At 64.2% G+C, this 14,325-nt stretch carries 15 protein-coding genes; 5 read left to right on the top strand and 10 right to left on the bottom strand.

The window, feature by feature from the left end:
• Window positions 1-132: 132 nt before the first annotated feature.
• From ACMGFL_RS13640 to psmA, 3 genes are all read right to left on the bottom strand, one after another.
• Complete coding sequence (locus tag ACMGFL_RS13640) at window positions 133-2,769, bottom strand: valine--tRNA ligase (protein ID WP_436936083.1); 2,637 nt, start codon at window positions 2,767-2,769, stop codon at window positions 133-135.
• Window positions 2,770-2,978: 209 nt separating this feature from the next.
• Window positions 2,979-3,695, bottom strand: coding sequence for an archaeal proteasome endopeptidase complex subunit beta (psmB, locus tag ACMGFL_RS13645; protein WP_436936084.1), 717 nt, complete (start codon window positions 3,693-3,695; stop codon window positions 2,979-2,981).
• Window positions 3,688-4,425, bottom strand: a complete 738-nt coding sequence (psmA, locus tag ACMGFL_RS13650; protein ID WP_436936085.1) for an archaeal proteasome endopeptidase complex subunit alpha — start codon at window positions 4,423-4,425, stop codon at window positions 3,688-3,690. Before psmA ends, psmB begins: the two co-directional genes overlap by 8 nt.
• A 312-nt stretch (window positions 4,426-4,737) precedes the next feature.
• Between psmA and ACMGFL_RS13655 the strand changes: the two genes are divergently transcribed.
• Window positions 4,738-5,988: an MFS transporter gene (locus ACMGFL_RS13655; protein ID WP_436936458.1), complete on the top strand. Its 1,251-nt coding sequence runs from the start codon at window positions 4,738-4,740 to the stop codon at window positions 5,986-5,988.
• Between the two features lie 144 nt (window positions 5,989-6,132).
• On the top strand, window positions 6,133-7,023 hold the full coding sequence (gene gnd, locus ACMGFL_RS13660; protein WP_436936086.1) for a phosphogluconate dehydrogenase (NAD(+)-dependent, decarboxylating): 891 nt from the start codon (window positions 6,133-6,135) through the stop codon (window positions 7,021-7,023).
• A 20-nt stretch (window positions 7,024-7,043) separates the two neighbouring features.
• Here the strand turns inward: gnd and ACMGFL_RS13665 are convergent, their stop codons facing one another.
• On the bottom strand, window positions 7,044-8,003 hold the full coding sequence (locus tag ACMGFL_RS13665) for a nucleotidyltransferase family protein (protein WP_436936087.1): 960 nt from the start codon (window positions 8,001-8,003) through the stop codon (window positions 7,044-7,046).
• A 250-nt stretch (window positions 8,004-8,253) separates the two neighbouring features.
• On the opposite strand from ACMGFL_RS13665, the gene ACMGFL_RS13670 reads away from it, so the two are divergent.
• From ACMGFL_RS13670 to ACMGFL_RS13680, 3 genes are all read left to right on the top strand, one after another.
• Window positions 8,254-8,385: a hypothetical protein gene (locus tag ACMGFL_RS13670; protein ID WP_436936088.1), complete on the top strand. Its 132-nt coding sequence runs from the start codon at window positions 8,254-8,256 to the stop codon at window positions 8,383-8,385.
• The gene (locus ACMGFL_RS13675) at window positions 8,385-8,798 is read left to right on the top strand and encodes a DoxX family protein (RefSeq protein ID WP_436936089.1); all 414 of its coding nucleotides are present in this window, start codon (window positions 8,385-8,387) and stop codon (window positions 8,796-8,798) included. The genes ACMGFL_RS13670 and ACMGFL_RS13675 overlap by 1 nt, the downstream gene beginning before the upstream one ends.
• A 118-nt stretch (window positions 8,799-8,916) precedes the next feature.
• Entirely contained in the window at window positions 8,917-9,207 is a 291-nt protein-coding gene (locus ACMGFL_RS13680; protein WP_436936090.1) for a transcriptional regulator, read from the top strand.
• A 35-nt stretch (window positions 9,208-9,242) separates the two neighbouring features.
• Here the strand turns inward: ACMGFL_RS13680 and ACMGFL_RS13685 are convergent, their stop codons facing one another.
• The 6 genes from ACMGFL_RS13685 to ACMGFL_RS13710 all read right to left on the bottom strand — a co-directional run bounded on the left by ACMGFL_RS13685 (window position 9,243) and on the right by ACMGFL_RS13710 (window position 14,231).
• Window positions 9,243-9,659 carry a Rieske (2Fe-2S) protein gene (locus ACMGFL_RS13685; protein ID WP_436936091.1) on the bottom strand — a complete coding sequence of 139 codons (417 nt, stop codon included), beginning with the start codon at window positions 9,657-9,659 and terminating at the stop codon, window positions 9,243-9,245.
• A 79-nt stretch (window positions 9,660-9,738) separates the two neighbouring features.
• A complete protein-coding gene (locus tag ACMGFL_RS13690) occupies window positions 9,739-10,614 on the bottom strand; it encodes an aminotransferase class IV (RefSeq protein WP_436936092.1) in 876 nt (291 codons plus the stop codon).
• Complete coding sequence (locus tag ACMGFL_RS13695; RefSeq protein ID WP_436936093.1) at window positions 10,611-11,219, bottom strand: anthranilate synthase component II; 609 nt, start codon at window positions 11,217-11,219, stop codon at window positions 10,611-10,613. Before ACMGFL_RS13695 ends, ACMGFL_RS13690 begins: the two co-directional genes overlap by 4 nt.
• Window positions 11,220-11,232: 13 nt before the next feature.
• On the bottom strand, window positions 11,233-12,729 hold the full coding sequence (gene pabB / locus ACMGFL_RS13700; protein ID WP_436936094.1) for an aminodeoxychorismate synthase, component I: 1,497 nt from the start codon (window positions 12,727-12,729) through the stop codon (window positions 11,233-11,235).
• A gap of 106 nt (window positions 12,730-12,835) precedes the next feature.
• Entirely contained in the window at window positions 12,836-13,396 is a 561-nt protein-coding gene (locus ACMGFL_RS13705) for a helix-hairpin-helix domain-containing protein (RefSeq protein ID WP_436936095.1), read from the bottom strand.
• A gap of 25 nt (window positions 13,397-13,421) precedes the next feature.
• The gene (locus tag ACMGFL_RS13710) at window positions 13,422-14,231 is read right to left on the bottom strand and encodes a shikimate dehydrogenase (protein WP_436936096.1); all 810 of its coding nucleotides are present in this window, start codon (window positions 14,229-14,231) and stop codon (window positions 13,422-13,424) included.
• Between the last annotated feature and the right edge of the window lie 94 nt (window positions 14,232-14,325).

A 14,325-nucleotide genomic window follows, 5' to 3' on the forward strand; every position in this document is an offset into this window, starting at 1 on the left:
TCAAAGCCAGTAGCAGACAGAGCGGCAAAGTCGGATCCGAGGAGATTTCAGTCCGTTCGTAAAATCCGGTTCGTTCGCGGATACAGACCGATTTCCAATCCGATTCGTAGAATCCGGCCAACTCACATCGGTCTAGAGATAGACGAGCACAGTCGACAGCTCGCCGTCGAGGACGGCCACCTCTGCGCCGGATTCGGCGCGGTGTTCCTCGACGATGTCGACGGCGTCACCGTCGAGTACGACCACCTCGCTGCCGAGGTCGATCTCGATCGCATCGGTCGCTTGCTGCGCTTTCACTTCGCTCGGATCCATCGATTCGAGTGCGGCGACGACCTCGCCCGCCTGGTCGCGGAACTCCGGCCCGATAACCGAGTGGTCGGGGTCGACCTCGACGGGGACGAGTTCGACGTTCGGTTCGCCCTCGCGGACGTGGACGGGCGCGTTGACGGCCTCGCTCAGGTCGTAGGTGTCGAGCGCGCGCTCCGGCGTCTCGTTGGGATAGACTTCGACCTTGTCCAGATCGGCGTTCAGCGCCATCCCGGCGTCGGACTTGAAGCCGCGAACCGTCGACGCAGCGTCGGTGATAAGATTTCCGGCGGCCTCGCTTTCCTCGTCGACCATCGCCATCTCGGGCCAGGTACTCTCGTGGACGCTGCCCTCCGTGCCCGGGAGCACGTCCCACGCCTCGGCAGTCAGGAACGGCGCAAAGGGCGAGAGCATCCGGATGGAGGCCGAGAGGGTCTTGAACAGAGCCTGCCGGGCCGCGTCGCGCTCGCCGGGGCGACCCTCGTAGAGGCGACCCTTGATGAGTTCGAGATAGTCGTCAGCCAGGTCGTGCCAGACGAACTCCCGCAGCGTCTGCAGGGCGGAATCGAACCGATAGGCCTCCATGTCTTCGCGCACCTCGTCGGCGACCCGGGAGCACCGCGAGAGAATCCAGCGGTCCACGTCCCGATAGGCCGGGTCGTCGAGCGGTTCCCGGTCGTCGTCGAGGTGCTGGGCCGCGAATCGGGTGATGTTCCACACCTTCGTCTGGAACCGCGACGCCGAGGTGACCTCCTTCCACTGGAACTGGATGTCGCTGCCGGGTTGGCCGCCGAGTGCCATCGCCTGCCGGAAGGCGTCGGCGGAGTACTCCTCGACGACCTCCTCTGGCTGGACGAAGTTCCCGCGGGATTTGGACATCTTGTTGCCGTCGTCGCCGAAGACCATCCCGTTGATGAGAATCTCCTCCCACGGGAGTTCGTCTTCGAGGCCGACCGTCCGGAGAATCGTGTAGAACGCCCACGTCCGGATGATGTCGTGGCCTTGCGGGCGAAGCGTGGTCGGCTCGAACTCCGCGTCGGGCCAGCCCTGGACGAACAGCGGCGTGATAGACGAGTCCATCCACGTGTCCATCACGTCCGTCTCGCCCTCCCAGGCAGCGTGTCCACACTCGGGGCAGGCGTCGAGTGCGGGGTCGTCCTCAGTCGGATGGACGGGCAGTTCAGATTCATCTGCGATGTGGATGTGGTCGCAGTCCTCGTTCGCACAGAACCACGCCGGAATGGGGGTGGCGAACACGCGCTGGCGGGAGATGACCCAGTCCCAGTCCATCCCCTCCGTCCACTCGATGAGTCGCTCGTGCATGTGGTCGGGGATCCACTCGACGTCTTCAGCGGCGTCGAGGATTTCCTGCTGTCGCACCTCGATGAACCACTGCTCTTTCGAGAGAATCTCGATGGGCGTGTCACACCGCCAGCACTGCCCGACGTTCTGCTCGGTGGGTTCGGAGCTGTTCAAGTAGCCTTCACGGTGCAAGTCCTCGACGATTGTCTCCTTCGCCTCGTCGATTTCCAGCCCCTCGTACTCGCCGACCGGGCCGGTGAGTTTACCGTCACCCGAAAAGACCATCCGCAGGTCGAGGTCGTACTCGGCCCACCAGTCGACGTCCTGTTTGTCCCCGAACGTACAGATCATCACCGCACCGGTCCCGAAGTCGCCGTCGACGTCGTCGTCTGCGATGAGTTCGACCTCCTGACCGAAGAGTGGCACCTCGAAGGAGTCTCCGACCCGGTCGGCGTAGCGCTCGTCCTCGGGGTCGACCGCCATCGAGACACACGCGGCGAGCAGTTCCGGGCGCGTGGTCGCGATTTCGATGTCGTCGTTTCCCACGCCGGGGAACGTGATGTAGTAGAGCGTCCCCTCGACGCCCTCCTCGGTCTCGACTTCGGCGTCAGCAATAGCCGTCTCACAGCGCGGACACCAGTTGACGGGGTGTTCGTCACGGTAGACGTACTCGTCGTCGGCCATGCGGACGAACGAACGCTGAGTCTGGCCCCAGTACTCGTCGTCCATGGTGCGGTACTCGTGGTCCCAGTCCTGCGAGAAGCCGAGCGTTCCCATCGTCTCGCGCATGGCGTCGATCTGCGATTCGGTGTGCTCGATGCACATCTCGCGGAACTCCCCGCGGGGGACGTCGGTCCGGTGGATGCCCTCGTTTTCCTCGACTTTCACCTCCGTCGGGAGACCGTGACAGTCCCACCCCTGTGGGAAGAGGACGTTCTCACCGAGTAGCCGATGAAAGCGGGCGGCGTAATCCATGTAACACCAGCCGAGCGCGTTCCCGATGTGGAGGTTGCCGGTCGGGTACGGCGGCGGCGTGTCGATGACGTAGTCGGTCGCACCATCGGTGTCGCCGTCGTAGCTGTACAGGTCGGTGTCGGCCCACTGGTCGCGCCACTTCGGCTCGACGCTGTCGGGGTCGTAGGTGTCTGGTATCTCAGTCATGCGTATGGGTCCTGCAGTCGCGGATTCCGTGCGCGTCGGCTGGTCGAATAACGCTTCGAAAAGACGCGGGGCTGTCCGCCTCGTGGCGACAGCCCGGCTATCGTACTACCGACGAACGCACGTCCATACACGGGGAATTGAGTCTTGCTCGTATAAATTTTCGTTTTCGCGGGTCAGCAACGCCAGAGGAATGTGCGGTTCGCAGAGTCCTACAGCAACTCGGCCGCGTCGTCGTACTCGTCGACGTCGACGCCATCCTCGGTGACGGTGGCGACGACCAGCCCGTTGCCCGACCCGGTGTCGCGTTCGCTGGCCGCCTGCACGGCGCGTGCGGCGAGCGAGGCGGCAGCCTCCAGTGAGAGCGTGGGGTCGTACTCGCCTTCGAGCGCACCGTGTGCGAGTTGCATCCCACTTCCCGTGACGGTGTAGTCGTCCTCCATCACGCCGCCAGCGGGGTCGATACTGTAGACGTGACTGCCCTCCTCGTCGACACCGCCGAGGATTGGGTTGATGGCGATGAAGGGGCCACCGCGGGCGAAGTTTCCTGCGAGCGTCGCCAGCGCGTGGATCGACATCGGCTGGTCGCGGCGCGTCTCGTAGAGGCTCGCCTCCGAGCGGAGCGTCCGAATAAAGGACTGTGCGCCGCCGACGGATCCGACGAGCGTCAGTGCCGCCGTCGGGTGCACCTGTTCGACCTTGACGACGTTCTTGTTCGAGACGAAGCGGCCGCCGAGGCTGGCCCGCCGGTCGGTCCCGATGACGACGCCGTCGTCGGTGCTGATCCCGACCGTCGTCGTTCCGGTCTTTGCGACCGCGCTGTCCTCTGCGCCCCGTTCGTACTCGAACGAGGCCAGTTCGGGTTCGTACGGACTCTGCGTGCCGGTGTGTGTGTGGTGTGTGTCAGTCATCTCAATATCGTCAGTCATCGTATTCCTCACCGATGTCAGCCTCGGCGAGATACTGTTCGGTTTCGTCGGTCGACAGCGAACGGAACCGTTCGTCTTCGGTGTCGATGGTCGCGATGTCGACGCTTTCCGCTTCGAGTTCGTCGTTCTGGACGGCCAGCGCTTCGAGCGCGAGCGTGACGCCACCGGCGAGATCCATCTCGGCCGTGTACTCGTCTTCGAGATAGGCCTGAATCTCGTCTCGGCTCCCGCCGATTGCGGCGGCCTGCCACTCGTAGGGCGTTCCCGATGGATCCGTCTCGAACAGACGTGGCTGCCCGTCCTCAATACCCCCGATCAGGAGCGCGACACCGAACGGTCGCGCGCCACCAGTCTGAGTGTACTGCTGAATGTGGTCAGTCACCTCCTTGGAGAGTGTCTCGGTTCCGACCGGTTCGTCGTAGCGGAGTTGGTCGATCTGCGCCCGCTGGCGCGCGAAGTCGATCAGTTGTCTGGCATCGGCGACGTGACCGGCGCTCGCGATGCCGACGTGGTCGTCGACCGCGTGGATCTTCTCGATACTTTCGGTCTCGATGAGCGGCGAGCGGACCTGTCGGTCCGCGGCCAGCACGACGCCGTCTGCCGTTCGCACGCCGACGCTCGCGCTTCCGCGCTTGACCGCCTCGCGGGCGTACTCCACCTGGTAGAGCCGTCCGTCCGGCGAGAAGATCGTGATACCCCTGTCGTACGCTTGCTGTTGATTTTGCTGCATTAGTGTCGTCTCTATTTACATCACGTAAGTGCTTCTCATATATAAACCATTCTATAGCAGTAACACACAGTAGTCGGACGAGAGCGAACGATTCGAGTCACGAGACGGACGAGCAGTGCGAGTATTTGTTAAACTATAGATCAGTTATCGATAGTTTAGCAGGCATCGAAATTCTTTTGAGAATCTTCGGGTAGCATCAGTGTGGACGTTGCTGACGACGAGAAGGATGGATGCAATTCGAGAGACAGCGACAGGTCTGGAGCCACAAACGGGCGCGGGCCTGACGAGGAGGCAAATGATCTCCAGTTCTGGGTGCTGTATCTGACACGCTTTGCGCAGGGCTTCGGTTTTATCACACTGGTTACCCTTTTGCCGACGTACATCAACACGCTCGATCCCCAGTCGACGACGATACTGGGGATCACCATCAGCGCCGGGTTCATCATCGGGATGTACACGACCGGGTTCACGCTCGCACAGACGCTCGCAGTCGTGCCGCTGGCGTGGGCGGGCGACCGGTTCGACAAGCGGACGGTGCTGTTGGTGGCTATTGGACTCGGAGCGGGCGTGTACGCCCTGTTCCCGCTGGTGGATTCGTCGGCATCGTTCATCCTCGTTCGAGCGCTACAGGGCGTCGCAGTCACCGGGTCGGGGCTGATGACGCTCTCGCTGGTGGGCGAGCTCGCGACGGCGGGGACCCGTGCCGACCGCATCGGCAAGGCAAACGCCGCCGCGTTCGCGGCGTCGATTCTCGGGTCGCTGTCCGCTGGCTGGCTCTACGACGTACTCGGCTTCGGCGTAATTTTCACGATCATCGTCGCGCTGATGGTCGTCACGTGGGTCGGCCTGTTCGCCCTGCTCGACCCCGACGAGACGCGCATCCGCGGCTTTCCGTTCACGGATCTGGCCGTCAATCGCCGCATTCTCACGATGACGAGCTTTCGGGCGCAGTACGCGCTCGCGGTGACGATGGTTCGGACGTGGGTGCCCATCTACGCGGGGACGGAGATGGCGGCGGGCGGCCTCGGCGTCGCCGCGACTGCCGTCGCAGTGACCGTCAGCGCGGAGAAGGCGACGAATATGGTGGGACAGATGTTCACCGGACGGCTCTCGGACGTTCACGGGCGGGCGATGTTCGTCTGTGCGGGCGGGGCCGCCTACGGAGTTGTCGCCATCGCCATCCCGCTATCTCCGGCGCTCGGGACCGCGCTCGGAACGGAGATGTCGCTTCCTCTCCTGGGCGATATCCCGCCCGCGTATCTCCCGCTCGTGGTCTTCTCCGGACTGCTCGGCGTCGCGGACTCGTTTCGCGAACCGGCGAGCATGGCGCTGTTTGCCGACGAGGGGACGGACGAGGGCGGCGTCGCCTCCAGCTTCGGCATCCGCGAACTCGTCTGGCGGCCCGGGTCGGTGGTCGGCCCGCTCGTCGGTGGCTGGCTCATGGTCGAAGTCAGCATGGCCGCTGTGTTTCTGGTCGGCGGTGCCTTCGCGTTGACCGGCGTGCTCTCCTTTCTCGTCATCCTCGGCTCTGCACACGGCCGGGGCGCGCTGCGGGCGTGGTGATACTGCGCCGGTCGTTTCACCGTATTCTGGCTGTCCCACCTCGAGCGGACTTCGGCAACCGGGCCGAGCGATCAGAGAGACCCAGCGGGTCGATGAGACAGTCCGAACCACAACCGATAGGTGCGAGCCACGAGAGTGACGGATATGGAACTCGGCGTTATCGGTCTCGGCAGGATGGGACAGATCGTCGTCGACCGGTGTCTGGATGCGGGCCACGACGTGGTGGCCTTCGACATCGACGACGAGGCGGTCGAGCAGGCGGCAGCTGACGGGGCGCGACCGGCAGACTCCATCGAGGCGGTCTGTGACCAGCTTGGCGAAAAACAGCAGATCTGGCTGATGGTGCCCGCAGGCGAGGCCGTCGACGCCGCGCTCGACGAACTCGACGGCCACGTCGACGGCGACGACATCGTCGTCGACGGCGGGAACTCACACTTCGAGGAGTCCGTGCGCCGCGCAGAGCGGACGGCGGCCGCGTATCTCGACTGCGGAACGAGCGGCGGCCCGGCGGGCGCAGAACTCGGCTTCTCGCTGATGATCGGCGGCCCCGAGTGGGCCTACGAGCGGATGGTGCCGGTCTTCGACGCCGTCGCGACGGGGCCTGCGGGCCACGACCGGATGGGAGAGAGCGGGTCGGGTCACTACGTGAAGATGGTACATAACGGCGTCGAGTACGCGCTGATGCAGGCCTACGGCGAGGGCTTCGAGTTGCTCCACGAGGGGCGGTACGATCTGGACCTGGAGGCGGTCGCGCGCACGTGGAACAACGGCGCGGTCATCCGCTCGTGGCTGCTCGAACTCTGCGAGGAGGCGTTCAGCGAGGAGGGCGGTGATCTGGGAGACGTGGCCGACCACGTCGCTGGCGGGTCGACCGGGACGTGGACGGTACAGGAGGCACTGGAACAGGAGGTGCCGCTGCCGCTCATCTACGGCGCGCTCGCAGAGCGCTTTGGCAGTCGGTCAGACCGGTTCTCGCGCCGACTCGCGAATCGACTGCGCTACGGCTTCGGGCGACACGACGTGAAACGGGAGTAGCATCAAACGGTTTTGAGAAATCAGGGAAGACGGCTGTGTGCACCGACAAGCGCACCGGTGTGCTCTAGATCGCGGAGGTGTGCCTCGCAGTCGACGATGGAGTCGTGCAGTTCGCAGTCCTCGATAGTCGCGCCGGGAAAGACCACAGCGCGGTCGAGGATCGTGTTCCGGATGGTCGCGTCGCCCATCACGTAGACGTTGTCACCGATCGTAGCGTTCTCGATGGTGGCGCTGTCAGCGACGACCGACTCGCCGTCGAGCGCCCACTCGACGGCGTCGAGATAGCTCTCGGGGGTCCCGATGTCGAACCACGCCTCCTCGAAGGTAAAGGCGGAGACGGGACAGCGCTCCTGGAGCCACTGGATGAACCAGCCGGGTTCGTCGGGGTTGTTGTCGCCCGCGAGATACTCCTCGAAGCGGACGTCCTCGGCGGGGAAAGCGTAGCAGGCGATGGAGACGAGCGTACTCGACGGGTCGTCGGGTTTCTCCTCGAAGTCGACGACGCGGTCGCCGTCGAGTTCGACGAGGCCGTAGGATTTAGCAAGTTCCCGTGAGCCGACGTCGTAGGCCGCGAGTGTTGCGGTTTCCTGTGACTCGAAGAAGTCGAGAAACGAGGCGATGTCGAAACTGATGACGTTGTCTCCGGCGATGACGAGCAGGTCCTCGTCGGCGATCCCTTCACGCTCGACGAGTTGTGCGAGCGCGCCGATGACGCCGAACTTCTCGTCTTCCTCGATAGTCTCCTCGATGCTCAGCGTCGGCTTCTCGAACGACGAGTCGCCGAGGTGTGCCTCGAAGTCGTCGGCGAATCGCTCGTTCGTGCTGAGAAAGACCTCACTCACGCGGTCGTCTGCTTCGAGTTCCGCGAGGATACGGTCGATGACAGGCTGTCCGTCGACCGGAAGCAGCATCTTCGGACGGTTACGGGTCACCGGCCAGAGCCGTGTCGCGTAGCCGCCAGCCAGGACGACTGCCTTCATATGTGCCCTCTGCCTGCGCCGTACTATATTCCTTTGGAAACGAAACAGCGGGCACCCTCACAGCGAGAAGCGACGGGACCGTCTCGAGACGGTAAAACGACGAGTGATCTCTGCACGTCATGAACGAACACGCACCCGTCGGTCCAGTAGTGCGGTTCCCCAGTCTGTGACAGCAGTGACATCGGTGTTATCTACTATCTATTGTGTTACAAATCATACATATAGGTTCGAGTTCGAAGTAAGTAACGTAATGAAAGTGCAGATCCGATCGAACGCAGGTAGAACCGTCGCAGGCAGCGAACGATGCACGAACGCTTCGGAGGTGAGTGCAGTCCCGAACGCTGTGGACGCATTCACGAACGCTTCGGAGGTGAGCGCATAATGGTCGGAAGCGGAGTCGAGAGTGCACTCCTGCTGACCGCGCGAGTGCTCGTCGGTGCGGTGATCGCCTTCATGGGACTGAATCACTTCCTTCAGACCGAGGAGATGACGGGCTACGCACAGCACAAGGGCATCCCGGCACCGAGGCTGTCGGTGCTGGCGTCGGGGGCGATGCTCGTTCTGGGCGGGGTCGGAATCGTCGTGGACGTGTTCCCGCTGGTGAGTGCCGTCGCAATCGCCGGGTTCCTCGTCGTCTCCGGACTGGCGATGCACGACTTCTGGGCCGTCGACGAGGAACAACAGCAGGACGAACTCACCCACTTCCTGAAGAACGTCGTCATGGCTGGCGGCACGCTCGCTGTCGCAGCGCTCGCGACGCAGAGTTGGACGCTGGGTTTCGGCATCGGCCTCTAGCGAGACGCAAACAGACAGCAGTCGACGGCACGCGTGTCTCAGATCAGTTGAATCACCGACAGAGAGAGACGGTGCGACGCCCGCAAAAAGCTATGTGTGATCCACCCCAAGATCCAGTATGCGCGAAGCGAGTCGGACGACGCGGGAACGAATGGCCGACCGACTTCGGGAGGAAACACTCGCTGCGAGCGCGCTGGCAAGCGAGTTCGAGGTGAAAACGGGAATTGCACTCGACCACGTCGAGCACATCGCTCGTTCGCTGGATGGCACAGGAGAGCAACTGCTCGCGGTGCCGCCGGAGTGTCGGGAGTGTGGCTTCGACGAGTTCGACGACGTGGCGAACCGACCCAGTCGCTGTCCGGAGTGCAAAAGCGAAAGCGTCGAAGAACCGGCGTTCCGGATCGACTGAACAGTCGTGAGACGCGACGAGTTGCCCGGATACAACTAGTTCCCCGAAAAGCCGATCCGACCGCGCGAGGACAGGTCGTGTTCGCCCGACGGGCCACGCTCCTCGAAGGTGTAGGTGTCGTCGGTGAGATACACGTCGTCGTCGCTGACGGTGACCGAGAGCGGTTCGATCTGTGCGCCCTCACAGGGGCCGTAGGTACAGACGCCCGAGTCGACTTCGAAGGTCGCGCCGTGTTTTGCACAGACGAGTTCGTCATCGCGGACGGTCGCTCCACTCCCGGAGTCGAGTCGCACGTCAGTCCAGTGCGGACAGGAGTTCTTGACCGCGAGCACCCCCTCGTCGTGCCGGACGAGAATCGCCTCCTCGCGGTCGAAGCCGTCTCTGACGGTGATGAGCAAGGAGCTGTCCTCGGGAATCTCGTCGAGCGCGGCGATGCGTTCCGACTCGTCCATCATCTGCGGATCTGCGAGCCAGCTACCTAACGGCACCGACTCGGAATCGGGTTTATCGGGAGTACAGCCGTTCGACGCGCTAGTCAGTGTACAGCCGTTCGACGCGTTCGTCGAATCGCTCCTGCAGGCGAGCGGTCACCGGCCCCGTCGAATAGTCCACCCCGTCCACCCGCGAGACCGGTCTGACCTCCCACGTCGAGTTGGTGCAGAACACCTCGTCTGCGTCCCGCAGGGCATCTGGCTCGTATCGGCCCGTCTCGACCGAAACGCCGAGTTCGTCGGCGATATCGAGCACGACCGAGCGGGTCACGCCGGGCAGCAGCGGCAGGTCCGTCGTCGGCGTCTGCAGACGGTCGTCGGCCACGAAAAACAGGTTGCTCGTCGCGCCCTCGGTGAGATATCCCCCGGTCGAGGGGAGGATCGCTTCGTCGTACGCCTCGGCAGACTCCCGGAGTTCGAGGCGCGCGAGGATCCCGTTGAGGTAGTTGTGGGTCTTCGCTTCCGCCGGAACCGCGCTGTCGGGGATCCGCCGGGTCTCGACAGTCATGAGGCGAGCGGGGCGGTCCCAGACGCGCTCGCCGTCGATACCACCCCTAGACAGGGGTTTGACGATGATGACAACTGTCGGATCGACCGATTCATCGGGTGTGAGTTTGCCGGACTGAACCCCCCGTGTGACTGAGAGACGGGCGTACGCATCCGAGACATCGTTCGCGGCGAGCGTTCGGTCGAGATTGCTCCGGAGCGTCTCCAGAGCGGGCAGTGCGTCCGCAAAGCCGAGCGTCTCGCAGGTCCGGCAGAGTCGGTCAGCGTGTGCCGTCCACTCGAAGGGGTGGCCGCCGTAGACCCGGAGCGTCTCGAAGGCCGCGTCGCCGTAGCGGAATCCGCGGTCACGAACGTCAACGGTCGCCTCGTCGGCGGGGAGTATCTCGCCGTCGACGAAGTACTTCGTCATCGGTCCCCCCGGGCGAGTTCGAGAAAGTTCGCCACGAGTTGCTTGCCCCGGTCGGTGAGGATGCTCTCGGGGTGAAACTGGACGCCGACGTGGGGTCGCTGTCGGTGCCGAACACCCATCACGACCGAGCGCTCGTCGTCGGTTCTCGCAGTCGTTTCGAGAGCGTCGGGAACGTCCTCGTGTCGAACGGCCAGCGAGTGATAGCGACCGACGGCGAACTGGTCGGGAAGGCCAACGAACACGCCACGCCCGTCGTGGGTAACCGGCGAGGCTTTGCCGTGAACGACTGCATCGGCGTGGCCGACCCGAGCGCCGTGGGCGGCACACAGCGCCTGATGGCCGAGACAGACCCCGAGGGTCGGATAGGTGCGCTCGGCGAAGAGTGGCTGAGAGATGCCAGCCCCGGCGGGCGTTCCCGGCCCCGGCGAGACCACGATTGCGTCGGGGTCGAGTTCGTCGACGCCGTCGAGGGAGATTGCGTCGTTGCGCCTGACGATCACCTCGCCATCTCCCACAATCCACTCGTCTGTAGTGACGAGTTCGCCCACGTACTGGACGAGATTGTACGCAAAGGAGTCGTAGTTGTCGACGACGAGCACTCTCATGATTCGTCCCCGGTCATGGCTCTTGCACCTGTAGGTCAGCACGATTGCCGAGCGCCTCGTCGACGGCAGTAATCAGCGCTCGCGCCTTGTCGAGCGTTTCGGCGTACTCTCGGTCCGGGTCGGAGTCGTGAACGATGCCAGCACCGACGCGCAGGTGGTACTCGTCGTCGTAGCGAACGAGCGTCCGGATGATGATCGACAGCGTCGCGCGCTCGTCGAAGCCGAAGAGACCGACAGAGCCGGTGTAGGGACCGCGCCGCGTGGCCTCGGCTTCGTCGATGAGTTCCATCGTCTTGGGCTTTGGCGCGCCGGTTATCGTCCCGCCGGGGAAGACGGCGGCGATGGCGTCAGCGAGATTCGCACCCTCGCGGAGTCGGCCTTCGACTTCCGAAACGAGATGCATCACCTCCGCGTAGCGGTCGACCCGGCGGTACTCGGTGACGTCGACAGTCCCGAACCGGGAGACTTTCCCCAGGTCGTTGCGCTCCAGGTCGACGAGCATCGCGTGTTCGGCCCGCTCTTTCTCGTCGGTTCGCAGGTCCGCTTCGAGGTCGGCGTCGTCAGCGTCCGTGGCCCCGCGCGGGCGCGTCCCGGCGATGGGTTCGGTGACCAGACGGTCGCCGTCGCGTTCGAGCAGCAGTTCCGGACTCGCGCTGACGAGATCCACGCCTGGAAATTCGAGCAGCGCCGAGTACGGCGCGGGATTGACCGTCCGGAGCGCGCCAAAGGCCTCGACGGGATGGACCGCGGCGGGCGCGCGGAGTCGGTGTGAGATGTTCGCCTGAAAGGTATCCCCCTCCCTGATCGCGGCCTTGATCGTCCGGACACGGTCGGTAAACGCCGCCCGTCCGCAGTCGCTCTCGAAGTTGGCGGTGTCGGTCCTGACGGGCGGATCCGTCGTTTCCGGGTCGCCGGACAGTGCTCGGTTTGCGAGGTCCAGTGCCCGCTCTCTGCCGCGGTCGTAGGCCGCCCGAACGGCCGACTCGTCGTCGGGGTCAGCGACGACCGGACAGGCGGTGATTCGGAGGACAGTCTCCCCCTCGGTGGGTTCCTCCCAGGACGCGAGCGTGTCGTATTTGCCAATCTGAAGCCGGGGCAGGTCCCGGTCCCGGAGCGCGCTGTTGGGGAGTGCTTCGAGTTCCCGGGCGATATCATACGAGAGCCAGCCGATCAGCCCACAGGGATAGGGGACCGTACAGTCACCACGGGCAAGGGTTTCGCCGTCGAGCGCGGCGGCGAGTGTCGCAAGCGTATCGCTGTCGTCGCCAGACCGCGTTTCGGGAGGGTCGACAGAGAGCATCTCGACGGGGTCGACACCAAAATACCCCCGGCCCGACTGCCCGCCAGTCGTCTCCAGATACACACCCCCAGTCTCGTCTCGTGCCCGTCGGTACGCGAGAAACGGATCGGCGACCCGTATTCGGACTTCGACCGGGACGCGTGCGCCTGCGGGGGCAGCGCGCGCCGTCGCCGCGAACGCTCCCGGTTCGGTCGCTACCTCCGGGTTCATTACCAAACGAAAGGCGGGGGGAGCCTAACCGTCTTGCGGATCACTCACATCGAGTGGACGCTCGATCAACACGCCCAGTCGAGTGTGAACCGTCACTCGACGTCAGTTACTCGAAGTCAGTTGCACGCTCGATCCAGTCGGTCGCGCGTGACTCGGAGGCCTGCGCGGCCTCAGCGACGTCGGCCGCGTCTGCATCGGCCAGGTCAGCGACCGTCTCGATGCCAATCGTGCCGAGTCTGTCGGCGTAGGTCGGTCCGATCCCCTTTATTTCGTCGACCGGAGGAGAGTCCTCGGAGGAGTCCGTAGGCGCAGGCTCATCGGCCTCCTCGGATTCTCCCGACTCGGAGGGGGTCTCGACCTCGTCGGACTCCGCCGAGACAGCCGAAGTATCAGACTCCGAGACAGCCGAAGTATCCGACTCCGAAACAACCGAGCTATCCGACTCCGAAACAACCGAGCTATCCGACTCCGCCGACGTGTCCGATTCGACTGTCTCCGAGGGGGTGTCGGCTGTCGCAGATCCAGTTCCCTTCACCGCATCTTCGGTCGTCGTATTCGGCTCGCGCTCGACGGTGACATCCGCGTCGTCAGTCGATTCCGGTCGCGAGGTCCGGGAGAGACCGAGAAAACTCTTCAGCCGCTCCAACAGCCCTTTTTGTTCGCTCATACTGACCAGTTACCATCCCCGATACTTAAAGTCGGCTTCGAAGAGCGGCGTTCATCTCGGCGACTGGCGCGTCCCGGCCAGTCCAGCGCTCGAAGGCCTCGACACCCTGATAGAGGAGCATCCACGCGCCGTCTATCGTGGTCGCACCGGCGGCGGCCGCGTCCCGAAGCAAGCGCGTCTCGATGGGGGAGTAGACGGCATCGAGCACAGCCAGGTCGGCGTGAAGCGCATCCGCAGACACGGGCGAACGGTCCTCGTCCATCCCGACGCTCGTCGCGTTGACGAGCAGGTCGGCGTCGTCGAGCAAACTGGGAACGGCCGAGAGCGGGTGGCCCGCGGCCGATCCAGCCGTCTCGTCGACGGCGGCCGCGAGTGTCGTCGCTTTCTCGGCAGTTCGATTGGCGACGTGGACGGTCATCCCCTCGGTGGCCAGTGCGAAGGCGGCGGCACGACCCGCACCGCCAGCGCCGACGACAACTGCGACGCCCTCACAGGTCACGCCGTGGTGTTCGAGTGCGCGAACGACGCCGCTCGCGTCGGTGTTGTAGCCCGTCGGCGGGTCCGTCGCGAAGTCGATGGTGTTGACCGCGCCGATCTGTGCCGCGAGCGGGTCGGGGTCGACCGCGTCGAGGACGGCCTGCTTGAACGGGATCGTCACGTTGAGTCCGGCGACGCCCAGCGTGGCCGCGCTCTCGACGGCCTCGACAGCAGCGCCTCTCGGCGGTTCGAAGGTGACGTACTTCGCGTCGATGCCAAGGTGGTCGTAGCCTGCCTCGTGCATCGGCGGTGACAGGGAGTGCTCGACCGGATTCCCGATGAGACCGTACACGTCCATGCCCTATGCTCCGAGCGACGCTGTATAATCGCCACGCTTTGGCATACTGCTGGCTGTATCAGTGACTCGACTCCGAGTGAATCCTCAGACGCGG

The organism is Halovenus marina (genome assembly GCF_051414115.1).
GTDB classification, from domain to species: Archaea; Halobacteriota; Halobacteria; order Halobacteriales; family Haloarculaceae; genus Halovenus; species Halovenus marina.